Genomic DNA, 25,526 nt, shown 5'->3' on the forward strand with positions numbered 1-25,526 from the left:
AAAATTATTGCAACATTTTAGCCTTGTTACGCTAGTAGTTAATTCAGTAGGATCATCATATAGCCATTTTCAATCTGGTGAGGTACAGGTATGCAAATAGACCTAACCCCCTAACCCCCTTCCCGAAGCGGGAAGGGGGAATAATTCAAAGCCTCTCTCCTAAAAGGAGAGAGGTTTGGAGAGATGTCAAAATTGTACTTCACGCTTACCGAGAACCGCTATACCATCAAGTTAGTAGCATTATCAATTTTATGACAGGCGATCGCTTGATAGTTTTCATAGGTTCTACAAGTGAAGCTGAACCGTGTAGTTTAATGTAATTTTTTTCAAAAATCAAACTGGATTGCCATATTCAATCTCTAGGAATGCTTGTCCAAATTTTCCAAAAAAAATTCATAAACTACATTGACTACTAATCAAAATATTGGTATTATCACGTCTATTAATTCAAACTATCCAATAGCAAATACAAATACAGTTGATTTTTATAAATTTTGCTTGACAGGCACAAGTAATGTTAGCTTGCTTTCGAGTTGAGTGACTCAAACCCATGTGGATGGAGTCATTCATAGGAATATCATTTAATTTAAAAAAATCTGTACACTTCAAAAAGGCTCATTCCCTACTCTCTATTCCATACTTTCCACCTAAACAAATAATTTAAAAAATCAAAGTGCATTATTATATTACGATACAAAAATAATGTATTGATTCAAAGTAGTCAACCCCATAATAATTAATATTTAATATCAAAAATCGAACTAAAAAATAATGTAGTACGTATTACTTTATGTGTTAAAGTATTTCTGCACTACCTTGAACCCAAAAAAGGACGATAAAACTATGCTTATTAAAGGAACGAACAATAACGATAATTTAGTCGGCACTTCTGGAAATGATACTATTCAAGGCTTAAACGGTAATGATAGCCTTTCTGGACAAGGTGGAAACGATCAATTATTAGGTGGTTATGGAAGTGATACCTTGTATGGTGGTGCAGGAAATGATGAATTTGTCTTAGAGAACTTTAATGATTCTGTTGCTGCTCAAAACCTCGACATCGTAACAGATTTTCAGAAGGGAGCAGACAAAATTGATCTCAGAACTCTTCGCATCAGTGACTTCAATACTATCTCACTGCTGACAAGTGAGGATACAGATACTAATGCCATAATTAGCACTCGCTATAACTTCTATGACGGCGATTATTATTATCGACTCAAAATCAATGGCATTCGTAAAAGTCAATTGCAAGTCAGTGATTTTATTTTCAATAGTGCAGTTGTGAATGACACCATCAGTGGAAGTGGTAACAATGATGATTTGTTTGGTGGTTTAGGTAACGATAGCCTGCTAGGTGGTGACGGTAATGACCGTTTGTTTGGGGAACAAGGAGATGACAAATTATTAGGTGGTTATGGAAGTGATACCTTGTATGGTGGTGCAGGAAATGATGAATTTGTCTTAGAGAACTTTAATGATTCTGTTGCTGCTCAAAACCTCGACATCGTAACAGATTTTCAGAAGGGAGCAGACAAAATTGATCTCAGAACTCTTCGCATCAGTGACTTCAATACTATCTCACTGCTGACAAGTGAGGATACAGATACTAATGCCATAATTAGCACTCGCTATAACTTCTATGACGGCGATTATTATTATCGACTCAAAATCAATGGCATTCGTAAAAGTCAATTGCAAGTCAGTGATTTTATTTTCAATAGTGCAGTTGTGAATGACACCATCAGTGGAAGTGGTAACAATGATGATTTGTTTGGTGGTTTAGGTAACGATAGCCTGCTAGGTGGTGACGGTAATGACCGTTTGTTTGGGGAACAAGGAGATGACAAATTATTAGGTGGTGCTGGAAGTGATACCTTGTATGGTGGTGCAGGTAACGATCAATTTGTCTTAGAGAACTTTAATGGTTCTGTTGCTGCTAAAGACCTCGACATCGTAACAGATTTTCAGAAGGGAGCAGACAAAATTGATCTCAGAACTCTTCGCATCAGTGACTTCAATACTATCTCACTTCTCACAAGTGAGGATACAGATACTAATGCGATAATTAGCACTCGCTATAACTTCTATGACGGCGATTATTATTATCGACTCAAAATCAATGGCATTCGTAAAAGTCAATTGCAAGTCAGTGATTTTATTTTGAACAGTGCAGTTGTGAATGACACCATCAGCGGAAGTGGTAATAATGATGATTTGTTTGGTGGTTTAGGTAACGATAGTCTGGTAGGTAATAGCGGTGATGACCGTTTGTTTGGTGAACAAGGAGATGACAATTTATCAGGTCGTGCTGGAAGTGATACCTTGTATGGTGGTGCAGGTAACGATCAATTTGTCTTAGAGAACTTTAATGGTTCTGTTGCTGCTAAAGACCTCGACATCGTAACAGATTTTCAGAAGGGAGCAGACAAAATTGATCTCAGAACTCTTCGCATCAGTGACTTCAATACTATCTCACTTCTCACAAGTGAGGATACAGATACTAATGCGATAATTAGCACTCGCTATAACTTCTATGACGGCGATTATTATTATCGACTCAAAATCAATGGCATTCGTAAAAGTCAATTGCAAGTCAGTGATTTTATTTTGAACAGTGCAGTTGTGAATGACACCATCAGCGGAAGTGGTAATAATGATGATTTGTTTGGTGGTTTAGGTAACGATAGCCTGGTAGGTAATAGCGGTGATGACCGTTTGTTTGGGGAACAAGGAGATGACAATTTATCAGGTCGTGCTGGAAGTGATACCTTGTATGGTGGTGCAGGTAACGATCAATTTGTCTTAGAGAACTTTAATGGTTCTGTTGCTGCTAAAGACCTCGACATCGTAACAGATTTTCAGAAGGGAGCAGACAAAATTGATCTCAGAACTCTTCGCATCAGTGACTTCAATACTATCTCACTTCTCACAAGTGAGGATACAGATACTAATGCGATAATTAGCACTCGCTATAACTTCTATGACGGCGATTATTATTATCGACTCAAAATCAATGGCATTCGTAAAAGTCAATTGCAAGTCAGTGATTTTATTTTGAACAGTGCAGTTGTGAATGACACCATCAGCGGAAGTGGTAATAATGATGATTTGTTTGGTGGTTTAGGTAACGATAGCCTGGTAGGTAATAGCGGTGATGACCGTTTGTTTGGGGAACAAGGAGATGACCGTTTAGAAGGTGGTGAAGACAATGATACTTTGTATGGTGGTACAGGAAATGATACTTATTATTTCCTAGCTAATAGTGCCTTGGGAACCGACACAATTATAGAAACCACAACAGATGGTACTGATACTATTAACTTTAGCGGTACTACAGTTGCTGTGAACCTAAATCTAGGTCTAACCACCTCGCAAACGGTTAATAGTAATCTCAAACTCATTCTCTCTGCCAACAACGTTATCGAAAATGCAACGGGTGGCACAGGAAATGATACTCTCATTGGTAATACACTCAATAACAATCTGATTGGTGGTGGCGGAAATGACCAACTCCAAGGGTTAGCAGGAAATGATACTTATTCTTTCTTAGCTAATAGTGCTTTGGGAACCGACACAATTACAGAAACCACAACAGGCGGGACTGATACTATTAACTTTAGCGGTACTACAGTTGCTGTAAATCTAAATCTAGGTTTAACCACCTTGCAAACGGTTAATAGCAATCTCAAACTCATTCTCTCTGCCAACAACGTGATTGAAAATGCAACAGGTGGCACAGGTAATGACACTCTTACTGGTAATACACTCAATAACAATCTGATTGGTGGTGGCGGAAATGACCAACTCCAAGGGTTAGCAGGAAATGATATTTATTCTTTCTTAGCTAATAGTGCTTTGGGAACCGACACAATTACAGAAACCACAACAGGCGGTACTGATGCTATTAACTTTAGCGGTACTACAGTTGCCGTAAATTTAAATCTAGGTTTAACCACCTTGCAAACGGTTAATAGCAATCTCAAACTCATTCTCTCTGCCAACAACGTGATTGAAAATGCAACAGGTGGCACAGGTAATGACAGTCTCACTGGTAATACACTGAATAACACTCTGATTGGCGGTGACGGAAATGATACTTATTCTTTCTTAGCTAATAGTGCTTTGGGAACCGACACAATTACAGAAACCACAACAGGCGGGACTGATACTATTAACTTTAGCGGTACTACAACTGCCGTAAATTTAAATCTAGGTTTAACCACCTTGCAAACGGTTAATAGCAATCTCAAACTCATTCTCTCTGCTAACAACGTGATTGAAAATGCAACAGGTGGCACAGGTAATGACAGTCTCACTGGTAATACACTGAATAACACTCTGATTGGCGGTGATGGAAATGACCAACTCCAAGGGTTAGAAGGAAATGACAACCTTCAAGGTGGTAATGGCAATGATACTCTTACAGGTGGAACTGGTGACGATGTTCTCTGGGGAGGACTGGGCAATGATATTCTCACAGGGAACGCTGGTAAGGATAAATATCAGTTTCAAGGTAATGGGGTTTTTAGCACAAGTTTAGGTGTTGATTACATTACTCAGTTTGAAGTGGGACAAGACCAAATTGTGCTGAGTAAAACCACCTTTAATGCTGTTACTAATAATGTGGGGCAGGCTTTAACTGACTTTGCAGTTGTCACTGACAATCAATTTGTCAACGCTAGTAATGCACATATTGTCTTTAGCAGAAGCTCTGGCAGTTTATTCTATAACCAAGATGGCAATGTTCTGGGTACAGGTACAGTGTTTGAGTTTGCCCGTTTAGGGAATCCTACTATTACTTTGAGTAGTAGCGATTTCAGTCTGATTGCCTAGTACGATTTGGCTCTAATTCCAAATGTTACAGCAGTTTTCACGTATTTGAACCACATCTGTCGTAAGGGCACAGCATTGCTGTGCCCCTACCGCGTGGTCTATTTACCTGAAAATTGCTATAACGTTTGTGGGACAAAGGTTTGAGCTTAATTTGACCCCAATGGCTTTCCCACACACCCCACAAGTAGTAATTTATTTCTTGGAAATCCTTTAACTAGCTTCACCGATCGCAATAAAATTAAAAGCAGACTTTTCTTTGGTCACTGCCAGTTCTGGAGAAGCTGCGCCTGATTGTTGCTTAATTCCCAAATCCCAAATATTAACTTGAGCTTTGTTTGTGGCTATGTTCTTAACAACAATTTGATTATCGGCACCCCAATCCTTTAAAGTAGCTACGACGGTGGGAGGTTCAACAAAAGATTCTAAAAAAGTAATAACATAGGTTCCTGCTTCCGGTGATTCAACTTGAAAACCCTTTCCGCTCTGTTTGGTTCCGTCTTCAGTAACTGTTCCGTAAATAATTTTATAGCTCACTTTTTTTCACCTTTTTCAACTTGAGTTTGTATCAACTCACCAAACTTGCATTTGGCGGCTGTGGAGTTTTTTCCAGGCTAGTTAAAGCCACTTGAAGCCAAGCTTCGCAATCAAATTTTAAAATTTGATGAAGTTTTGCTAAAATTAGACCATGTTTAGAAATTAAAATCAAGGTGTAATTGTTCACCAAAAAACCGCTTTGATTTCAATTTGTAAAATTTTATTATTCTCTCAGAAAATTAAAAAATATTGCCTCTTTTTATGACAGATTCTACAAATCAGGTTTATCCAGTTATTTGGCACAATGACTCAGTGTCACTAATTGACCAAACTCGCCTACCCAATGAATATGCATTCGTGGAAATTCACCGCAGTGAAGATATGGCGCGGGCGATTAAAACGATGATTGTGCGGGGTGCGCCTGCAATTGGTGTGGCTGCGGCATATGGAATGTATTTAGGGGCGAGGGAAATTGCAACAAGCGATCGCCACGAATTTCTGCAACACTTAGATCAAGTTGCTCAGTTGTTGCGTTCTACTCGTCCCACAGCAGTAAACTTATTTTGGGCAATTAGCCGAATGCTCAAAACTGCCTACGAAACCCTGGGAACAGTGGAAGAAATCAAGCAAATTCTCTTGCAAACTGCCCAAGCAATCAACATTGAAGACTTGCAAACCTGTCAGGCGATCGGCGATCATGGTTTGACAGTTTTGCCCACTACCCCAGAAAAGCTGACATTGCTTACCCACTGTAACGCCGGGGCATTAGCCACTGCTGGTTATGGTACAGCCTTGGGTGTTGTGCGTTCTGCTTGGAGAGAAGGACGTTTAGAGCGTTTGTTTGCCGATGAAACCCGTCCCCGCTTACAAGGCGCAAAACTCACCACTTGGGAATGCGTCCAAGAAGGTATTCCAGTGACATTAATTACTGATAACATGGCAGCCCATTGCATGAAACAAGGTTTGATTCATGCAGTAGTTGTGGGTGCCGATCGCATTGCCGCTAACGGCGACACTGCTAATAAAATTGGTACATACAGTGTGGCGATCGCAGCTAAAGCCCATAATATACCCTTCTTTGTCGCTGCACCCCTTTCCACCGTTGATTTTGAATTAGCCGATGGCAGCAAAATTCCCATTGAAGAACGCGATCCGACAGAAATCTATCAAGTCGGCGATACCATTCTCACACCAGCAGGTATAGATTTTTACAACCCAGCCTTTGATGTCACCCCAGCCGAGTTGATTACAGCCATCATTACAGAAAATGGAGCGATCGCACCTAGCGAATTGGCAAAATCCCAGGTAAAGCAAACCGTGTAGTAGTTTAAAGACTTACAGATCAATCTAAAATCTAAAATCTAAAATCCAAAATTGTTTCACCTTAATTAACTTTTGTCCAACGTTGGGCTATTTCTGCAATGCGTTGTCCAAATCGAAAAGCTGTTAGGCGATCGCCTGGATCGAGTGTTGGTTCGGCTGTGCAAGCACCTTCGGTTTGTCCCATTACTCCTAGAAACGAACCGAGACGATTTATACCATCATCTTTTTCAAATAACTGACTAGGTAAATCCCCAACGCTAACCCAAATCATGCCATTAAGGGCAGCATTGATTGCCAAATAAAGCAGTGTTCCTTGTTTTTCACCACTGGGAAAACTGGAATGAGTAAAGCCACCCGCAAGCTTATTTTTCCATTTTTGATTAGCCCAGACATCTCTAGGAGCATCAATAAAAACTTTAAATTGACCGGCTACACCTCCCATATAAGTAGGTGAACCAAACACAATGGCATCAGCCTGATTCAGCTTTTCGATGATTTCTGGGTCTTCCCACGATCCATTGACAAACTGCTTTTCCACAATTCGTAATAATTCTACCTTCACTCCTGGCACTTTAGTGGCTCCTTCGGCGATCGCTTGAGCCATTAAATGTGTATGACCAGAAGCAGAAAAATAGACAATAGCCACATTGGACATGCCTAACTCCATTCAAGGATTATGAATTTCTCTTTGATCAAACATTTAAACTCTTGAAAAATATATTTTGCTCTCATAAATACTTGATAAATTGCATAATATGCGTAGTATTTTCAGATATCAACCGATTTTGAATATTAATCATAAATAGGCATAAGCTCATATTTTGATAACTGTAAAACTTGATAACAGAATAAAAGAACTACCTGCATCTGAAAACCACTACACTCCATTAGTAAGTTCTGGAGACGGCTCTTTCAATTCCTTCGCTGACTCTTCAATTCCTACGTTACTATTTAAGGCAAGATAAATACCAAGCAGAATGACAGCAAATGCCACTAAGTTCAACCAATTCAAAACCTCTGCAAAGATAATCCAAGCTAATAATGCCGTAACAATAGGATCTAAAAGATTAATCATTGCTACAAGACTAGAAGACAAATGTTTGAGGCTGTATGCCAGTAGTCCGTCAGCGACAATAAGGGTTAGAGCCAGAGCAATAACACCCAGCCACCCGTTGGCAGAATGGGGAAAAAATTCGTCGTGAGTAATAAACATAATCGGTGCAAGTAAAAGCGTAATAATTCGACAAATCCAACTCAAAATAGTTGTAACTGTTAATTGTGTCCTGAGTTTTTCAATTGTCAAAAGATAAAGGCTCCAGAAAAGTGCTGATGCAAAAGCCAGTATGTCACCTTGGAGTTTCAGTGAGGCAATTTGTAAATCATCGAACCCCAAGACGATTGTTCCTATAATTGTGATTGCTAGACCAGCTAGGAATTTATAATCAAAACGTTGATTAAAGAGTAACCATCCCCCCAGTGTAGTGAACAATGGAGTCAAACTATGTATCAATGCCGAGTTGGCAACGCTAGTCTCAGTCAGTGACCAAGCCCAGAGAATTTGAGTAGCGCAGAAAAACACCGCTGTTACTACTAGTAACAGGATTTGATTTTTGTCAAGTGACTGCTTGATGATGGGTTGTTCTTTTTTCCCAAGCTGGCGAATAACTAAAACTTCTTGCCATATTCCAAAGATAATAGCCGCTATCCAACAACGATTGAACATCGTAGCATTGGGGCTGATTTCGTTTTCGCTCCATCGGATCAAGATGGGCATAATACCAAAAATTACTAGAGCAACAAAACTAGCAATAATTGCTCCTGTTGCTTTGTTATCAGACTCATACTTAGTAACTTCGATCTGGTCGGTCATAATAATGTCCGAAAAGGTGTAGTATGTGGATAGAGAATATTGCTCACTAATATTCAGTTAAATTTATAATGATTGATGACAGTGCTATATCAACTAGAAATCAAACCTATAATAGTGGCAAAAAAATAGTGCTGATATTGCTTTTGATTTGGAACATTACGTGATAAAAAGGTTCAGTTAAGGAGAGAGTAACTTAACAAAATCAACATCCTTGCATTTTGATTTTGAATCTTAACTGAACTACATTACATTTAAGTTAATTATAATGACGGAGTATGGTTCGCACTTCGATGAGAATCTGTCCCAGGCGATTTTTACCAGTACCATCTTCTCCACAACCCCAATAGTAGTCATGTGATGTGGTTTCAACTAGTAATTGATTACCAGTTGAGAGCAGAATATCTCGAATATCTGCATGGTTTTGGAATTTAGCTAAAACTGCCTTGTACATGAATTCATCTTTGACTTGTCTCCAATCTGGGCGGAGAGGAAGAGAGCGATCGCCTCCGATATTTGCTGCTTCCAATGGCGTTTTAGCCTGTTGGACTTTCTCAAAATAAGGTGTGCCTACAAACTTCTGTGCTTGAAAATAGTGTTCGCTAGTTTGCCAATAAAAGTTATCTAATTTAAAACCATGTGCTGAGAAGTTACAAAAGCAACCATAGGGAATTTCATCAGCAAAACAAAAGTAGATTGTTTGTTCTGGGAAATTGAAAAAACTTGTCTGGAATTCGGGAGATCGATGTTTTAAATTTTGAATTTGGGATTTTTCTTGCATTTCTCTAAGAAGTATTTAACTGTATTTTGTAACCCTTGACCGATTACAGCAGATTTGAATGAATATGAAGTAGACAATCCAAATCTAAAAACCTGGCGTCAAGGCTGTTTTACTTACCAATTCTACTCGGATAACTCTGAATTATGCTGGAGATAGTTTAGTGTATTAATTTAATTAATTTTTTATTAAATTTTTAGTTTTGGTCAAGTATATAATATTCATATCTTCAATCTTTGATAATCTCTTAAAATCAAGCAAAAAGTCAAGGATAGATAAGACAGTTAAGACAATTTAAAAGGTAATTTTCAGTAAGCCGAAATGTTCTGTGCTTGCTTTAGTAGTAAACTTAATCTTTGCTTTCATGTAAAAACCCTTCTGAAACCAGAATTTATGAATCAGGCGCAATGGACTGCGGTTGATAGCTACCTCACTGACCTGTTTGTACCCCCCGACCCCGTGCTAGATGCAGCACTGGAAGCCAGCGCTGCCGCCGGTCTGCCACCGCACAACGTTTCGCCAAATCAGGGCAAGCTACTGCTGTTGTTGGCACAACTCCAAGGGGCACGTACCATCCTAGAGATTGGTACTTTGGGCGGCTACAGCACAATCTGGTTAGCGCGGGCACTACCCAGCGACGGTTACTTAATTACGCTGGAAGCCGATCCCAAGCACGCCAGAGTAGCCCAGAATAACATTGCACGCGCCGGTCTGAACGATTTAGTTGAATTGCGACTTGGGCAAGCACTCTCTACACTCCCACAACTTGCCGCTGAAGGTCGCAGTCCATTTGATCTGATTTTCATCGACGCCGACAAGCCAAACAATCCTGATTACCTAGCCTGGGCGCTGAAACTTTCCCGTCGAGGCAGCCTGATTGTTGCTGATAATGTTGTCCGCAACGGGGCAGTAATTGATACAGCCAGTGGCGATGCCAGTGTCCAAGGTGTGCGTCGCTTCAACGAACTGCTGGCATCAGAACCACGTGTGAGTGCCACAGCCCTCCAGACAGTGGGTAGCAAAGGATACGATGGCTTTGCGATCGCCCTAGTCACAGCTGATTAGTAGGGCAGGGGATGAGGGAGATGAGGGAGATGAGGGAGATGGGGGAGATGAGGGGGATGAGGGAGATGAGGGAGAGGGGGGAAATAACCAATGCCCCATGCCCAATGCCCAAGTAGTTTTTATTCTGCCAGAATGGCGAGACTAAATAGCACAGCGATCGCTACATTAGAAGATATATAAATATAAATATATATAAATAAAAATCATTGTTGATTTTTATTCGTCCGCAGTTCAGAGAAAAACATGAGTGCAAGTACCATTCTTTTTGACAATCCTTTACTCCAAGGCACTGGCCTACCTCCCTTTGCAGAGATTAAACCAGAACGAGTAGTACCAGCCTTTAACCAATTGCTGGCAGAACTTGACCAGCAGCTTGCAGCTTTAGAGGCTAATGTAGAGCCTACTTGGGAAGGTTTAGTACAACCTTTAGAAAAGCTGACTGAAAGGCTTACCTGGAGTTGGGGGGCAGTGAATCATTTAATGGGGGTTAAAAATAGCCCTGAACTGCGAGAAGCTCATGAAACCATACAGCCACAGGTAATACAATTTATCAATAAGCTTGGTCAAAGCCAACCCATCTACAGTGCTTTTAAAGTACTCCGTGCCAGTGATAGTTGGGCAACTTTAGAACCAGCCCAACAGCGGATTGTAGAAGCTGCCATTCGAGATGCAGAACTTTCTGGTGTTGGCTTAGAAGGAGAGGCAAGAGAGCGTTTCAATATCATCCAGATGGAATTAGCAGAACTTTCTACCAAATTCTCTAACCATGTACTGGATGCGACTAAAGCTTTTAGCTTAACCCTGACAAAAAAAGCAGAAATTGACGGACTACCCCCAAGCTTAGTGAGTTTAGCAGCACAAGCTGCTCGTGAGGCTGGTGAAATCAACGCTACACCAGAAAATGGTCCTTGGCGTATTACTTTGGACTTTCCCTGCTACGGGCCTTTCATGCAGCATAGCACCAGCCGAGATTTACGCCAAAAGCTTTACAAAGCTTATATCACCCGTGCTTCTAGTGGCGATTTAGATAACAAACCTTTAATTAAGAGAATTTTGGAGTTACGGCAAGAACTCGCAGATTTACTTGGCTTTGGGAGTTATGCCGAATTGAGCCTTGCCAGTAAAATGGCTCCTAATGTTGAAGCAGTGGAAGCATTATTAGAAGAACTACGTCAGGCTAGTTATGATGCTGCTGTCAAAGACTTAGAAGAACTCCAAGCCTTCGCGGCATCACATGGAGAACAATATCAGGATTTAAAACACTGGGATATCAGCTTTTGGTCAGAACGCCAACGAGAAGCAAAATTTGCTTTTACTGCTGAAGAATTACGTCCTTACTTTCCCCTTCCCCAAGTACTAGATGGCTTATTTGGACTTGTGAAGCGGTTATTTGGCGTTACCGTCACTCCTGCCGATGGTCAAGCCCCAGTATGGCATGAGGATGTCCGTTATTTCCAAATTGCTGATGAAACTGGTTCTCCCATAGCTTACTTCTACTTAGATCCCTATAGCCGTCCCGCAGAAAAACGCGGTGGTGCTTGGATGGATGTATGCATCAATCGTGCCAAAACCACAGAAAATGGTGTAACTAGCATCCGCTTACCTGTGAGTTATCTGATATGTAACCAAACTCCACCAGTAGATGGCAAACCTAGTTTGATGACTTTCTATGAAGTAGAGACTTTGTTTCACGAGTTTGGTCATGGATTACACCACATGCTTACCAAGGTTGATTATGCTGGAGCCGCAGGCATCAACAATGTCGAATGGGACGCAGTGGAACTACCTAGTCAGTTTATGGAAAACTGGTGCTATGAGCGACTTACTTTATTTGGCATGGCTAAGCATTACGAAACAGGGGAAGCTCTACCAGAACATTATTATCAAAAACTGCTAGCAGCCCGTAATTATATGAGTGGTACTGCCATGTTGCGGCAGCTTCACTTTAGCAGGGTTGATTTAGAACTACACTACCGCTATCGTCCTGATAGTGATGAAACTCCGGCAGATGTGCGTCAGCGCATAGCTCAGACGACTACCGTTTTACCACCACTTCCAGAAGATTCAATGCTATGTGCATTTGGACACATTTTTGAGGGTGGTTACGCAGCCGGATACTACAGTTACAAATGGGCTGAAGTACTTAGTGCTGATGCTTTTGCCGCTTTTGAAGAGGCTGGACTAGAAAATGAAGAAGCTATAAAAGCTACAGGACGACATTATCGAGATACCGTTCTGGCACTTGGTGGTGGAAAGCATCCAATGCAGGTCTTTAAAACTTTCCGGGGTCGTGAACCAAGTACGATCGCTCTACTCAGGCACAATGGTTTAGTCAGGGCTGAGTAGGGAATGGGGAATGGGGAATGGGGAATGGGGAGATAGAGAAAATAACCAATGCCCAATGCCCAATGCCCCATGCCCCAAAGTCTAAGGTTTGTCCAACAGAAGGGGTTTTTTAGCAACATCATCTAAGCGGATACTGGCTAGCAAATTCTGCCACTGTGCTTCAACTGCGGTATCTTTGGGATTTTTCTGACGCAGTTGAGCCAGTGTCGCTAGTGCTTCATACCATATGCCATTTTGGGCATAGATTGCATAGCGCTTTAGAGGTTCTGTCGTTTCTAGTTCTTTAACTGTTGATTGACTCAGGTCAACTCGTTGTATTACCCCTTCAACGAAAGTCCAAGGGGCATTTTTGCGTTTATCGCAGTTAATGCTGAAAAACCAACGGTATTGTTTGTTCAGTGTCAAGGCCGGACCAGTGCTAGGTAGGGAAACGCGTATTACTCCTGGCTTATCTGGTAAAGCGATGGGTTGTTTAAATATCTCGTTAGAATCCTCATCTTGCAGCACAAATTCCACTGCATTACCCACATCTTTGGTATATGGCACGTAGAAAAACCAACTTGGACGTTCTAAGGTTGTCTTTGCCCAGACATTAACCACCCCATCAGCTTCCTCAGTAAACGGCATTAAAGCCGTGAGGTCAGGTTTAGCAGCTGGACACGCAAAATCTCCCCGCGTAGCCCCACCCCGGACGCGTCCTCCAGGAGCGCGACCAGGTGGAACTGGGGGTTGCTCAAAAGGTGGGGTTTGAGCAACAATCATTTTAGAATTAGAGCGATCGCCAAGTCCACGACCAAGACTCGAATTCTGGCTCAGTAGCAGACTCGTGCAGCTCAAACCTAGTACTAAAAATAGTTTGATCGGTTGTAAATTAAACTTCATAAAAACATCACCTCATAGGATTTTGGATTTTAGATTTTAGATTTTGGATTGGGCATTGGGAGTGAGGTTATCGGTAGCGGGGCGATGAGCCGCGTGCTGAGCTGAGCCGGAGACGCTCCGCCTCAGGTGAGGAGTGCTGAGTGCTGAGTTAAGAGTTAATCTCCCCATCTCCCTCATCTCCCTCATCTCCCTCATCTCCCCCACTCCCCACTCCCCACTCCCCACTCCCTAAGAACTAGGAATTTTTGTTTTGGAATTATAAATTGACATCAAGCCAACGGTGACTGCTAAGGACAAAGCTGAGGGGACAAAAGGCACCCAAGCACCCCAAATTAATAGACCAAAGCAAGCTACATACAGAACACTAGAGGTAACACCAACTGCCAATGCCAACCAGCGGAGTGAAAGGTTTCGCCAAGCTAGGACTCCTCCCACCACAGACCAACCCCAAATCCAAGCCACCTCAAGCCACAGCGACCAAACCCGCAGCAATGGACGGCCATCTTCCACAGCACTGAGAATTTGGCTAACCATATGGGCTTGTACCAGGACTCCTGGCATTTGATCATCCAAGGGAACTCCGTAGGGTGTCGGCCAGGTATCTGGAGAATCTCCTCTTGACACCACACCAATCAAAACAATCCGGTCTTTGATAGCATAAGGATTAACCGGACTAGATAAAAATTCGGTTAGCTTCACCTGTTCGGCGATTTCCTTTGGGGAACGGTAGTTGAGTAAGATTTGGCCGCCATTGGCATCAATATTTTGATAGGCACCACTACGAGGGTTCAGATTTGGAAAAACAGTTTTACCCAACTGCAAATTTCCTTTGGGGGTGAACTTGACTCCAATTCCTGAAGGTCGCAGATAGAGCGAAGCCAGTTGTAGACTGAATGAGTAAGAGGCAGAACACAATGATGTGGCCTCTTGGTTCATGAATAAAAGATGGCGACGAATAACTCCATCACGGTCGTGTATAAAGTCACTGAATCCCAGATTTGTTGTCGGAATTTCTGGTGGCGGCTGAATACCTCTGACATTGGTTGTGCCATCGGTCCCTTTACATATGCCAATCAAGTTGGGAGTTTTTTTCAGACGATTAATTAAATCTGGGTCTTTGGCCTTAAAATCACGGTAGATATCTAAGCCGATCGCTCTAGGTTGGTACTGATTAAGTTTTTGTAGAAGTTTATTGAGAGATTTTTCGGAAATGGAAGCTCCGATTAAGGCCTCACCATTTTTTCTTTGAGTTGCCAAATCATCATCGTCAATGGTGATTATCAGCAGTCGGGGATCAATTCCTTCTTCAGGACGCAATCGCACCATCTCGTCAAAGGCTTGAATTTCTGGATTTTCCAGCATTCCCACCAACCTCGCCCCAAAAACGAAGGCTGCAACTGCCACACTCAATGACAACGCGATGCTAAATCTGCGTTTGCTGGATGGAGGTAAATTCGGTATCTCTTCAATTTCTGTAGACCTTAATTCATCCCAAGTGGGGGGCATCTGGGCTGGATTTTGGCAAATCACTGGTAGCCAAGTCGCACAAGGAAATCGATCTTCAAGTCCTTGCAACCGTTCCCGCGCTTGGCGTACTGATTGATATAGAGACTCTCCACTAGCAAAGCCTTGGAGAAAATACTTTAAAAACTCTTGAGCAACTTGGTCTGGAACCGGTTCGCGCATGACAATTATCTGAGGAATCTGCAAATCGGCCAATTCTCGCGCCAATCCCAATCCATCGCAGGAATTGAATATAGCCAGTTGCAAACCATTTTCAATAGCTTTTCTCAGAGCATACTTTAACTCGCCAATGGTCAGACTATCAGTTTTATTCAGGTAAATTCGTCCGCTTTCTCCGTTTCCCTGACTAGAACTATGTCCCGCAAAGAAGAGAATATCCCAGTTTTTTCCCCAGAGATGTTCAGTTAATTCCTTGCGCTGTGGTTCGACAATAAAAGTGACTTCGGCGTTGCTACACTGTTGCAGTAAAGCTTGATCTGCTTGGGTGTCAATTCCTTGACTATTACCGACAATTGCCAAAATGTTGACTAAAGGATTTGCAGTGCGTGACTTGTGGATGCGATCGTAAGTTGGTGAAGCAAGAGCGATTTCAGCCTTGGGGTAGCGTTCTAACAAGTCCCACAAATGCCAGGGTAATAGCTGTAATTGGCTATTTTCTGTTTGTAAAATGACCCGCACTTCTTCCGTGGACGACAATCTTTCTAACCATTTTTCTCTTACAGAGCGAAATTCCTCCGCTCGCAGCCAGGTATTAAAGCGTGCCCGCAAAATATGAGAAGTGTTTTCGCAGTCTTGGATCATCGATACATTCGTCACCTGCATTTGCTCAGCATAGAGGCGATAACGATTGCCTATCTGCCGATAACTAGACTGCCAATGACTATAGTAGAGCGGCATTTCCGGAAATGGAGGTAATTTCCCTGTGATTTCTGTTGTCGCACGCTCCTGTTCTTCACCAATTTGGAGGGTAACAGCAAACCCCTGCTCAAAACTACCCTCTCCGAATTTCAGAACTACTAACTTACCCATGACCGTCGCTATCCCTCTTCCTGTGCAAATTCACAAACCTCTGATGTCTGATGACAAGCTTCAGAAGTGTGTACAGAACTTTTTTGAAAATCCCAAAAAGCCGGTTTAAATTTTTAATTAATCAATTTACCACTTATAAACTACCGACAAAGAGGGAAGATAGCTAGATATTTTAAATCCGGAAATGTTCGGTAATACTAGTACCATTCAATGCTACCCTAACGCTAAATTCTTCTGTGGGTTCACCGCGAAACTGTAACTGAATGTAATTGTCTGATTTTCTGGATTGAGCATCCAAAAAGACTGCTCCCGAACTATCTAGAACGGTGAGATGCACTCCTGGTGGTAAGTAAATTTGACTACCAGTTGCGTGCAACTGGAGGTGGATACTCGTTTGTTGATTCTTTTCTGGGCTAATTTCCACAATCAACATCACCGGGTGATTCAGAATTTGGATGCCCAAATCAATCAGTTTTGCACGTTTAGTAAATAATTCTGGTTCGTTTAGAGCATTTAGTTCCACAGTTTCAATACTACGAAAAGCATAAGCTGGTCTAAGTTCTGGCAGATTCCACAAAGATTCAACAGTTTGCCAGCCCGTCTCAAATATACCAGCAAACCACTGACTCAAATTCACCAGTGAGGCAAGTGGAGATTCCCGCAGCTGTGCCATATGGTCGATAAATGCTTCCAATGGTTGCAGTTGTCTTAAAGGTAGTGTTTCAGTTGCAACACTAGGCACAAAACCCAATAGCTTCGCTTCTTGGAGCAATTCATCAAATTCAACCACTAAATAACCTACCCGTTCTTCCCAGGTTTCTGGAGGAATGGAACATATCTGCTGGTGTTTGTGAACAGGGCGACACTCAAGACGACCAACTGAAGGCACTTCTAAGTCAGCGACATTCCCGCAGAGGCGCATGATGGGGTTCCAACTGTCACCAGCTGCGAGATCAGTTGGAATATCCATCATCTGCAAATAGTCATTCACCACCCATACAGCTAGAGTATTCAGCCGGACTTGCTCTGCTTTTTGAGAATTTGGCTGCTGGTTAGCAAATTGTTGGGCAGTTATGCGAGCTGTTTGGGAAATTGGCAATGTTAAGGTGAAATCGTCTAGCTGATAGGTGGAGTTATTCATAAGTCAGTTTCTAGTGATCAACGCTGCTATGTACATATCGCCCGTATTCACTAAATTTATGCCACAAAAGAGAGAATGATTCTTAAAAAATAGAAATGGGGAGTGGGGAGTGGGGAGTGGGGAGTGGGGAGGTGGGGAGATGAGGGGGAAGAATTGTAAGTTTTACTCTAGAATTTCAGTTTACAATAACTAAGTCAATATTGAAACTCAGGTTCATTTCAGTATTTAAGTTTGCAATGAGTAAAACTTATGATACTGAAGACATCAGGCAAAATATGGCTGCAAAAATTCCGGTCACAGTAATCACAGGCTTTTTAGGTAGTGGAAAAACTAGCCTAATTCGTCACTTGCTACAAAACAACCAAGGACGCCGTATTGCGGTTTTGGTCAACGAATTTGGCGAACTCGGTATTGATGGCGAATTGTTGAAATCCTGTCAAATTTGCCCTGAGGATGGTGAAGGCGACAGTAATATTTTTGAATTAACCAACGGCTGCTTATGCTGTACCGTCCAGGAAGAGTTTTACCCGACGATGCAAGAGTTGATTAAGCGGCGGGATAGCATTGATTGTATTTTGATTGAAACCTCTGGTTTAGCGTTACCTAAACCTTTGATAAAAGCTTTTCGCTGGCAGGAAATTCGCAATGCAGCTACCGTGGATGCGGTGATTACCGTAGTTGATTGTGCAGCAGTAGCAGCGGGGACTTTTGCCAGCGATCCGCAGGCGATCGCACTTCAGCGCCAAGCAGATGATAGTCTGGAACACGAAACACCTTTGCAAGAACTGTTTGAAGACCAACTTGCTTGTGCAGACTTAGTGGTGTTGAATAAAATTGACTTGGTGGACGCCGAAACAAAGGCCAGAGTTGAGGAATTAATTAAACAAGAGCTGCCCAGAGTGGTAAAGATTGTGGAGAGCGATTGCTCTCGACTCGATGCATCTATATTATTAGGATTCCAAGCCGCAGTCGAAGACAACCTAGATTCTCGTCCCAGTCATCACGACACCGAAGAAGACCACGAACACGACGAAGAAATTACCTCCGCCAATTTAATTTTAGATCGTGCCTTTGACCCAGAAAAGCTGCAACAGCAGTTGCAAACCTTGGCACAAGAACAAGAAATTTATCGAATCAAAGGCTTCGTGGCAGTACCAAACAAATCCATGCGCTTAGTAATGCAAGGTGTGGGAACCAGATTTGATAAATTTTACGATCGCCCCTGGCAACCCGAAGAAGCCAGACAAACCCGCTTAGTTTTCATCGGCCGTGATTTGAAATCCTCAGAAATCGAATCCCAACTCGTAGCTCTATAAATTGGGCATTGAGAGTGGTGAGTGAGGAGTTAAGAGTTAGGAGTTTTCTCCTTGTCCCCTTGTCTCCCTTATCTCCCCATCTCTCCATCTCCCCCACTCCCCACTCCCACTCCCCACTCCCCACTCCCCACTCCACAAAACTATGACGATTTCTCAAATATTTGACATTACCAATATTTTCGTTTTGCCTTTTTGGACTTTGATGATTTTATTGCCAAATTGGAAAATCACACAGCGAATAATGGCATCATATCTGCCTTTTGTGTTGATAGCTGGAGTATATTTGTATTTGTTTATCAACAGCATTACGCCAGAAAACGCCCAAGATTTCTCGAATCTCCAATTAGCGAATGTTGCCCGCCTTTTTGCAGATGAAAAAGTTGCAGCAACGGGTTGGATTCATTATTTGGTGATGGATTTATTTGTTGGTCGCTGGATATATTTAGAAGGGCAAAAAACAGGTGTTTGGACAATTCATTCCCTAGCTTTGTGTTTCTTTGCCGGTCCTCTGGGATTACTATCTCATATCTTTACTGCCTGGATATCTCAGAAATTTTTCCCCAAGTTTCCGCAAAATGAAGCGGTGACGGTAGCAGAATAACAAGTATCATCAACTGATATACAATTTTAGGGTAGCAAGCACAGCTGTGCCACCCTAAAGTAAAATTACGATTAATCCGAAATACTTAATACCAAATAAAGTCTAAAATTCTTCTCTTATCCTGTTAATAAATATTAATTTTAACTTTGAATTAGCATTATATAAAATTTTAATTTATCCAAAAATCAAATATTGAATTTCCTTTCATTACTCTTGTATATAGCGGTTCCCATTCAGATGCAGTACAACATCATATCGCAAGGTGTAGGGGCACGGCAGTGCCCATACGTGTCAACTTAACGTGAAACCCTTCATTTACTTACGCTTACTCACCGCGTTACCCCACCCTAACCCTCCCCTTGTAAAGGGGAGGGAAATGGATTTCTTTTTCCCCCCTTGGAAAGGGGGGATTAAGGGGGGTAAAGCGTATGTGGGATAAGCGTTTAAGCTTAAGTTGACACCTATGGGCAGTGCCGTGCCCCTACAGGTCTACCTCACGCTTGTGGGGAAACGCTATACCCTAAGAGGCTATTTATAAAGTAAAAATAAAATTATTGTAGGGTGTGTTAGGCGCATATTTTGAGATTAATTATCACAAAAAATATGAACTGGGTCAGACTGAATTAGGCGGTTCCGGCACCCCAGAAGAACTGCTTCATGCTGCCAAAGTCCATTGCGTAGCTTGCTTCACCCTTTGCGGGTATTGCTAATTGGTATTAGTACAGTTTTGCATCTATCTGTAGATACATATTTTTAGATATGTAACATTTTTATTCAAAAAAGCTAAAAAGTCTATTAAAATGGGCAAATTTGCTCCATATCGCAGCCTCAACTGATTTTTGACTATTCTTTTTTGGGTGTCAGTGCATGGATGTTCAAAACTCTGCTTCATCTGCTATCGCTTCTAATTTCAATAGTGTCAAAGCTGAAATATCTTATGTTCAGGCAATGGAGCATTTAATTGAGGTTGTTCAAGCATTGTCACTAGCACGGACGCTAAAGCAAATCATGGTGATTGTGCGAAAGTCTGCGCGTGAGTTGACTGGAGCAGATGGAGCTAGTTTTGTCCTACGAGATGGAGATCAATGTTATTACGCAGATGAAGATGCGATCGCTCCATTATGGAAAGGGCAACGCTTCCCTATGAGTATTTGCATTGGTGGACATACGATGCGAAACCGTCAGCCTGTTGTGATTAGCGATATTTATGGAGATGAACGCATTCCATTTGCAGCTTACCAACCGACTTTTGTCAAAAGCTTGGCAATGGTGCCGATCCGGACGTGTAACCCCATAGGTGCAATTGGAACATATTGGGCTAAGTTACATCAGCCAACTCTAGAACAAGTGAAGCTATTACAGGCATTGGCAGATACAACGGCTGTGGCAATGGAAAATGTGCAGATTTATGGTGAACTAGAACAAAGAGTCCGCAATCGAACTGCTGCACTAGAAAAAGAAATAGAAAGGCGTCAAAAAGTTGAGGCAGAAGTTATACCAATTTTATATGAAGCTGCATATAATAGAGTGAATAAACTGGATAAATAAAAATAAGCATGAGCCGCCCTTTTAAGATTGAAATTGCAGAAAGCGAAGCAGAACTAAAGAAACGTCTACAAACAGCCAACGTAGGAAACCAGAAAGAAAAACTGATGATGCTGTGGTGGATAAAAAACGGGCAGGTTCATGAACAGCAAGAAATTGGAAAACGCTTGGCTCTAGATACATCAACTGTCACAAGGTGGTTACAAAGATATAGAGTCGGTGGACTAGATGAATTATTAGAAATTAAAAAAGCTCCGGGAGCAAAACGAAAAATTGATGAGGTAGCGATCGCGGCACTAACAGAGGAGTTAAAAACAGGAAAAGGCTTTAGTAGCTATGGTGCAATAGTGGAGTGGTTAAAAAAAGAACAGGGGCTGGAAGTAGAGTATGCAACAGTATATGCGTTAGTGAGATATAAATTAGGAGCAAAACTCAAAGTACCACGTCCGCAAAGCCATAAGCAGGATGAGAAGTTAGTATCTGAGTTTAAAAAAAACTCGGTATCATTATCGAGAGGCTAGAAAAACATCTAGCACCAGGAAAGTGTATTCATTATCTGTGTCAGGATGAAACCAGGGTGGGATTAAAAACTTTAACGGGAAAAGTAATTACGGCCCCTGGAGTCAAACCAACTGTAGCGGTGAAATGGGAAAGAGAAAATTTTTGGATTTATGGTGCAATTGAACCATTAACAGGACAACATTTTCAGCAAGAATACCCGCAGCTCAATGGTGACTATTTTCAACAGTTTTTAGACTGGTTATCGCAACAATTAGGTTCAGATTATGCAATTTTACAAATAGACCAAGCTCCTGCTCATATCAGTAGTGCGATTAATTGGCCTGAAAATATTATTCCCCTGCTGCAACCACCTCATGCTCCTGAGCTTAATCCCATTGAAAGGCTGTGGCAGTTTCTCAAAAAATCTCTCAAGAATGAACTGTTTTCTGACTTGCAAGACTTACGCACTCGCCTACAACAATTGTTCGAGCAATTAACATCTGAACAGGTGATTTCCATCTCTTCTTATAACTTTATTTTAGAAGCTCTTTTCTATGCAGCTTCATATTAAATTGGTATTAGACACTTATCTCTAACAGATGAATTAACTGGACTGTACAATCGACGAGGCTTTTTTCTACTTACACAGCAGCAAGTAAAACTCGCTCATCGCCGACAAAAGCCCTGTTGTCTGTTATTTGTAGATATCGATGGATTGAAGGAAATCAATGATACATTTGGACACGAAGTTGGAGATCGTGTAATTGTTGACACAGCAGAGCTACTAAAACAAACTTATCGAGATTCTGACATTATTGCCCGATTGGGAGGTGATGAGTTCGTCGTATTCATGCCTGAATCTTCAGATCATACGAATGGAATTGCTGCTCGCCTACAAGCAAACGTTGATTTCTTTAATCAGAATCAAGGTAGAAGCTATCATCTATCAATGAGTGTTGGAGTTCAACAATGTGTTCTAAATAAAGATGTTTCATTGGAAAAACTGTTATTGCAGGCAGATAAGTCAATGTACCAGCAAAAACGCGCCAAGGGAAGTTCCATCAAGCAATTTTGTTAACATTCTTAGTCTGATAAATTAAATATCAATTTATCAAAGTAATTGAGTTTGACCACACTATAAAACTCTGGGGTATCAACACTAGTAAATATTTACTCTAAGTAATGTAAGTAACTATTGAGGAATTGCGAGTTTTTATGTTACTATTAACTACCCCTTTTCCGAGTAACAAGTTTTTTACAAGAGGGATAAGTTAAAATACTCAAAAGGTGGGTGACCTGAGATTCGAACTCAGAACCAGCGGATTAAGAGTCCGATGCTCTACCGTTGAGCTAGTCACCCACACGAATAACAATTATAGCAAACTTCTGACAAATGTGCCAGTCCAACACCCCAAAAAACGATTTAAAGGGGAAATTTAACGGTGAAGCTGGTTTGACCTGCTGCACTCTCTACAGAAATTGAGCCGCCTAAATGTCTGACCATTTTCTGCACTAATGCCAATTCCAGTCCTGTGCCGCTATGTTTCCAAGGATCGTGTTTGGAAAGGTGATAAAAAGGCTCAAAAATCCGCGATAGTTCCTTGCTGGTAAGCTCGATTCCGGAATTGGTAATCTTCAGTTCTAGTGTGTCAGCTGTAACTTCAGCCGAAATTGTGATGGATTCACCTGCTGGGGTGTACTTGCACGCATGGTTGAGCAGTTCGGTGACAATCCGCTCTAGGTCTGTGATATCTGTTTCTAAAAGTGGGAGTGTGCGATCGATATTTAGGTTTAACTGCTGGCGCTGGCAGTTGGTAACATCTCGAAAAGTTTCAATGATGGGATGAAGCCAGCTCTGTAAGTCAATGGCAATCAAAGTTGGGGGATTTGGTTCGGCTTCTAAAGATGTCAGTGTGAGTAGGTCGTTAATTAACTTGCTCTCTCGCGCACATTCATTATGCAAAATTTGTAAAAGCTGCGGAACTATTTCTATATCTAATATTTCTTCTGGTGTCAGAACACTTTCAAGAGTTTGGGCGGCGAGGCTGATGCTAGTTATTGGTGTCCGCAGTTCTTGGGACAGGGTTCTGAGAAATTCGTTTTTTAGTCGTTCGCGTTGATCTAATTCTTTTACCTGCGCCTGGGTTTTTTGGTAAAGTTGCCCTTGACGAATAGCGATCGCACATTCGTTTGCTATCTGCTGCACTAACCCGACTTCAAATTCATCAAATCCGTCTTGTGTTGGTCTTGTCAACCAAATATTTCCCAAAATTCCTTGAGTATCGAAAATTGGACAAGCCATCTGGGCAACAACCAGCAATTTTGGCTGCCATCCAGGTACAATTTCTAAAAATTGCAAAGGCTGTTTTTGCAATAGTGGCTGATAAAGTTCGGGACGGTCTGCAATTTGTTTGGTTAATCCCAAGCACTGGGGTAAGTTCGTGGTGTACTCGTAAGTAATATTTACTTGGGTTTGACAGGTGCTATAAAGTTCAATTTGGCAACGGTCAAGGTTGAGTAATTGCACTAATTCCTGTGTGACTGTCTGCAATACCTGACTTTCATCGAGGCTATCGCGGATTTGTTCTGTCATCCGTCGCACTAAGGCTTCAAAGTTTCGCACCTGCTGCAACTGATTGACGTGTTTTTGTTTGTGCGACTCCATCTTGGCTTTGAGATCGTTGAGTTGCTGATGGAGTTCTGCCTGTTGGATGGCAACGCCAATTTGAGTTGCCAGTTGCTTGAGCAGATCGGTTTCTATGTCCTGCCATTGACGCGGTTGGTGGCAATGCTGGGCAATCAACAGCCCCCAAACATCTTGCTTGAAGAAAATTGGCACGACTAGATTGGCTCTCACCTGCAAAGAGGCGAGGAAATCTATATGGCAAGGATGTAATCCAGCTGCATGAATATCTTCAATAACTTGAATGGAACCCTGGGTATAGTTTTCTCGATATTTGCTACCGAAGCAGGGATCAGTGATATTTTTTCCCAATAGCCGATCGCTATTAGCCACAGTTGATTCGGCAATAACTACTCCATTACTATCAGCACCGAAGCGATAAATTAGCACGCGATCGCTCTTTAAAAACTCCCGCAGTTCTTGTGTTGTCTGATGCAGAATTGTCTCTAATTCTATAGATTGGTGAATTCGTCCGGCGATCGCTTCTAGGAGTTGCTCCCGTTGTGCCTGGAGTTCAACTCCTTTTTCTGCTTCCTTAACATGAGTAATATTACTACTAGTACCAATCAATCGATAAATCCTTGAATTAGTATCCCGTAATGGAGTCAGGGTTGTACTCCACCAAGTGGAAATTCCCTGGAATTGCAAACATTGTTCGTAGGAAATAGTTTTCCCAAATAGCACACAGTCAGCATAACGCTGACGCACCCTAGCAGCATCAATGGGCGAGAGAATATCCTCTGGTTTTTTGCCTCGGAGATCATCTGAGCGAATACCTATCCACCGTTCGTGAGTAGGATTTAGTGCTACATATCGAAAATCTCCATCTTCTAGCACATCCACTACAAATATTGATGCCTGCACAGAATCGTACATACTCAGTAGAAACTGCTCGCTACTACTTTTTTTATCTACTTCTGTGCCGAATAGAATCTGGGGAGGTGATAGTTGTGTCAGCTCTATAGTTGATTCAGTCGGATTTATGTTCATGCGAGAGTCCCTGTCTGGTATTGCTGACTCTTTGAGGCGCTCTCTTGTAGTTGTTATGCTTGTAGTAGATGCAGTTGGGCGCCTTAGGCAAAGTGTTGTCAGCCGTTGCTCATGGAAACTTGGATCTTTCTTTATTTCTGATCGGAAATTTAAGAAAGCTAATAGGAGTCAGCTTAATAAATCCTGCTTTTTCAAGGCGAAAATGCATTTGCAGGTGAATAAAAAGTTACTGATTTTGGAAATTTTCTCTAATCTTTGCATATACTTAGGTGCAATCATCAAACTATATCATGAAAATTTACAATTTGTAATATTGGATGTTAGGGACTGGGTACTGGGGATTGGGCATTAGGTATGGGGCATTGCATTGGGAGGTGTGGGAAGCTTTTTTATATTTTCCCCACACTCCCTAGACCTGCCTTGAAAATAGGGAGTGGGGAGTGGGGAGTGGAAAGTAGGGAAAAGAAATTTTCATTGTTCCTTGTGAACGCAGCTCATGGAGTCTCTTGCATAAATCAAAAATAAAGAACCCCACCCCGCATTTGCTGACACAAACGCTCCCCTC

18 protein-coding genes and 1 tRNA gene are annotated in these 25,526 nt (G+C 41.8%); 10 read left to right on the top strand and 9 right to left on the bottom strand.

Annotated elements, in window-relative coordinates; translation table 11 throughout:
• The first annotated feature begins 843 nt into the window (after positions 1-843).
• Positions 844-4,836: a beta strand repeat-containing protein gene (locus tag IQ276_RS18110; protein ID WP_303819040.1), complete on the top strand. Its 3,993-nt coding sequence runs from the start codon at positions 844-846 to the stop codon at positions 4,834-4,836.
• A gap of 210 nt (positions 4,837-5,046) precedes the next feature.
• On the opposite strand, the gene IQ276_RS18115 is transcribed toward IQ276_RS18110, so the two are convergent.
• Complete coding sequence (locus IQ276_RS18115; protein ID WP_190876715.1) at positions 5,047-5,370, bottom strand: hypothetical protein; 324 nt, start codon at positions 5,368-5,370, stop codon at positions 5,047-5,049.
• A gap of 261 nt (positions 5,371-5,631) precedes the next feature.
• On the opposite strand from IQ276_RS18115, the gene mtnA reads away from it, so the two are divergent.
• On the top strand, positions 5,632-6,693 hold the full coding sequence (gene mtnA / locus IQ276_RS18120; protein ID WP_193915128.1) for an S-methyl-5-thioribose-1-phosphate isomerase: 1,062 nt from the start codon (positions 5,632-5,634) through the stop codon (positions 6,691-6,693).
• A gap of 61 nt (positions 6,694-6,754) precedes the next feature.
• Here mtnA and IQ276_RS18125 read toward each other — a convergent pair whose 3' ends face one another.
• The 3 genes from IQ276_RS18125 to ybiA form a co-directional block, all read right to left on the bottom strand.
• Positions 6,755-7,348 carry a flavodoxin family protein gene (locus tag IQ276_RS18125; RefSeq protein WP_190876717.1) on the bottom strand — a complete coding sequence of 198 codons (594 nt, stop codon included), beginning with the start codon at positions 7,346-7,348 and terminating at the stop codon, positions 6,755-6,757.
• A gap of 222 nt (positions 7,349-7,570) precedes the next feature.
• Complete coding sequence (locus tag IQ276_RS18130) at positions 7,571-8,563, bottom strand: DMT family transporter (RefSeq protein WP_193915126.1); 993 nt, start codon at positions 8,561-8,563, stop codon at positions 7,571-7,573.
• 256 nt (positions 8,564-8,819) lie between these two features.
• Entirely contained in the window at positions 8,820-9,341 is a 522-nt protein-coding gene (ybiA, locus tag IQ276_RS18135; RefSeq protein ID WP_190876719.1) for a riboflavin biosynthesis intermediates N-glycosidase, read from the bottom strand.
• A 390-nt stretch (positions 9,342-9,731) separates the two neighbouring features.
• Here ybiA and IQ276_RS18140 point away from each other — a divergent pair, with 390 nt between their 5' ends.
• Positions 9,732-10,403, top strand: a complete 672-nt coding sequence (locus IQ276_RS18140) for an O-methyltransferase (protein WP_193915124.1) — start codon at positions 9,732-9,734, stop codon at positions 10,401-10,403.
• Positions 10,404-10,646: 243 nt separating this feature from the next.
• On the top strand, positions 10,647-12,749 hold the full coding sequence (locus IQ276_RS18145) for a M3 family metallopeptidase (protein ID WP_190876721.1): 2,103 nt from the start codon (positions 10,647-10,649) through the stop codon (positions 12,747-12,749).
• 81 nt (positions 12,750-12,830) lie between these two features.
• Here IQ276_RS18145 and IQ276_RS18150 read toward each other — a convergent pair whose 3' ends face one another.
• The 3 genes from IQ276_RS18150 to IQ276_RS18160 form a co-directional block, all read right to left on the bottom strand.
• On the bottom strand, positions 12,831-13,631 hold the full coding sequence (locus tag IQ276_RS18150) for a DUF928 domain-containing protein (protein ID WP_193919035.1): 801 nt from the start codon (positions 13,629-13,631) through the stop codon (positions 12,831-12,833).
• Between the two features lie 228 nt (positions 13,632-13,859).
• Positions 13,860-16,184 carry a CHASE2 domain-containing protein gene (locus tag IQ276_RS18155; RefSeq protein WP_193924241.1) on the bottom strand — a complete coding sequence of 775 codons (2,325 nt, stop codon included), beginning with the start codon at positions 16,182-16,184 and terminating at the stop codon, positions 13,860-13,862.
• Positions 16,185-16,356: 172 nt separating this feature from the next.
• A complete protein-coding gene (locus IQ276_RS18160) occupies positions 16,357-17,325 on the bottom strand; it encodes a DUF1822 family protein (RefSeq protein WP_190876724.1) in 969 nt (322 codons plus the stop codon).
• Between the two features lie 275 nt (positions 17,326-17,600).
• Here IQ276_RS18160 and cobW point away from each other — a divergent pair, with 275 nt between their 5' ends.
• The 6 genes from cobW (at position 17,601) to IQ276_RS18190 (ending at position 22,366) form a co-directional block, all read left to right on the top strand.
• Complete coding sequence (gene cobW, locus IQ276_RS18165) at positions 17,601-18,641, top strand: cobalamin biosynthesis protein CobW (RefSeq protein ID WP_235116328.1); 1,041 nt, start codon at positions 17,601-17,603, stop codon at positions 18,639-18,641.
• A 142-nt stretch (positions 18,642-18,783) separates the two neighbouring features.
• Positions 18,784-19,242, top strand: coding sequence for an ABA4-like family protein (locus IQ276_RS18170; RefSeq protein ID WP_235115760.1), 459 nt, complete (start codon positions 18,784-18,786; stop codon positions 19,240-19,242).
• 867 nt (positions 19,243-20,109) lie between these two features.
• Positions 20,110-20,790: a GAF domain-containing protein gene (locus IQ276_RS18175; protein ID WP_193919265.1), complete on the top strand. Its 681-nt coding sequence runs from the start codon at positions 20,110-20,112 to the stop codon at positions 20,788-20,790.
• An 8-nt stretch (positions 20,791-20,798) separates the two neighbouring features.
• On the top strand, positions 20,799-21,308 hold the full coding sequence (locus IQ276_RS18180) for a helix-turn-helix domain-containing protein (protein ID WP_190881120.1): 510 nt from the start codon (positions 20,799-20,801) through the stop codon (positions 21,306-21,308).
• Positions 21,309-21,343: 35 nt separating this feature from the next.
• The gene (locus tag IQ276_RS18185; RefSeq protein WP_199342436.1) at positions 21,344-21,859 is read left to right on the top strand and encodes an IS630 family transposase; all 516 of its coding nucleotides are present in this window, start codon (positions 21,344-21,346) and stop codon (positions 21,857-21,859) included.
• Positions 21,860-21,865: 6 nt separating this feature from the next.
• On the top strand, positions 21,866-22,366 hold the full coding sequence (locus IQ276_RS18190) for a GGDEF domain-containing protein (protein ID WP_309245639.1): 501 nt from the start codon (positions 21,866-21,868) through the stop codon (positions 22,364-22,366).
• 210 nt (positions 22,367-22,576) lie between these two features.
• Here the strand turns inward: IQ276_RS18190 and IQ276_RS18195 are convergent.
• Both IQ276_RS18195 and IQ276_RS18200 read right to left on the bottom strand, forming a co-directional pair.
• Positions 22,577-22,648, bottom strand: a tRNA-Lys gene (locus IQ276_RS18195).
• A gap of 63 nt (positions 22,649-22,711) precedes the next feature.
• The gene (locus tag IQ276_RS18200) at positions 22,712-24,961 is read right to left on the bottom strand and encodes a sensor histidine kinase (protein ID WP_193924192.1); all 2,250 of its coding nucleotides are present in this window, start codon (positions 24,959-24,961) and stop codon (positions 22,712-22,714) included.
• Positions 24,962-25,526: the final 565 nt, after the last annotated feature.

The sequence above is a fragment of the Desmonostoc muscorum LEGE 12446 genome (genome assembly GCF_015207005.2).
Classification (GTDB): domain Bacteria; phylum Cyanobacteriota; class Cyanobacteriia; order Cyanobacteriales; family Nostocaceae; genus Nostoc; species Nostoc muscorum.

Excerpts from the sequence above, each read along its gene's own strand:
- IQ276_RS18110 (WP_303819040.1), top strand. The coding sequence starts at position 844 with ATGCTTATTAAAGGAACGAACAATAACGATAATTTAGTCGGCACTTCT.
- mtnA (WP_193915128.1), top strand. The coding sequence starts at position 5,632 with ATGACAGATTCTACAAATCAGGTTTATCCAGTTATTTGGCACAATGAC.
- IQ276_RS18125 (WP_190876717.1), bottom strand. The coding sequence starts at position 7,348 with ATGTCCAATGTGGCTATTGTCTATTTTTCTGCTTCTGGTCATACACAT.
- IQ276_RS18130 (WP_193915126.1), bottom strand. The coding sequence starts at position 8,563 with ATGACCGACCAGATCGAAGTTACTAAGTATGAGTCTGATAACAAAGCA.
- ybiA (WP_190876719.1), bottom strand. The coding sequence starts at position 9,341 with ATGCAAGAAAAATCCCAAATTCAAAATTTAAAACATCGATCTCCCGAA.
- IQ276_RS18140 (WP_193915124.1), top strand. The coding sequence starts at position 9,732 with ATGAATCAGGCGCAATGGACTGCGGTTGATAGCTACCTCACTGACCTG.
- IQ276_RS18145 (WP_190876721.1), top strand. The coding sequence starts at position 10,647 with ATGAGTGCAAGTACCATTCTTTTTGACAATCCTTTACTCCAAGGCACT.
- IQ276_RS18150 (WP_193919035.1), bottom strand. The coding sequence starts at position 13,631 with ATGAAGTTTAATTTACAACCGATCAAACTATTTTTAGTACTAGGTTTG.
- IQ276_RS18155 (WP_193924241.1), bottom strand. The coding sequence starts at position 16,184 with ATGGGTAAGTTAGTAGTTCTGAAATTCGGAGAGGGTAGTTTTGAGCAG.
- IQ276_RS18160 (WP_190876724.1), bottom strand. The coding sequence starts at position 17,325 with ATGAATAACTCCACCTATCAGCTAGACGATTTCACCTTAACATTGCCA.
- cobW (WP_235116328.1), top strand. The coding sequence starts at position 17,601 with ATGGCTGCAAAAATTCCGGTCACAGTAATCACAGGCTTTTTAGGTAGT.
- IQ276_RS18170 (WP_235115760.1), top strand. The coding sequence starts at position 18,784 with ATGACGATTTCTCAAATATTTGACATTACCAATATTTTCGTTTTGCCT.
- IQ276_RS18175 (WP_193919265.1), top strand. The coding sequence starts at position 20,110 with ATGGATGTTCAAAACTCTGCTTCATCTGCTATCGCTTCTAATTTCAAT.
- IQ276_RS18180 (WP_190881120.1), top strand. The coding sequence starts at position 20,799 with ATGAGCCGCCCTTTTAAGATTGAAATTGCAGAAAGCGAAGCAGAACTA.
- IQ276_RS18200 (WP_193924192.1), bottom strand. The coding sequence starts at position 24,961 with ATGAACATAAATCCGACTGAATCAACTATAGAGCTGACACAACTATCA.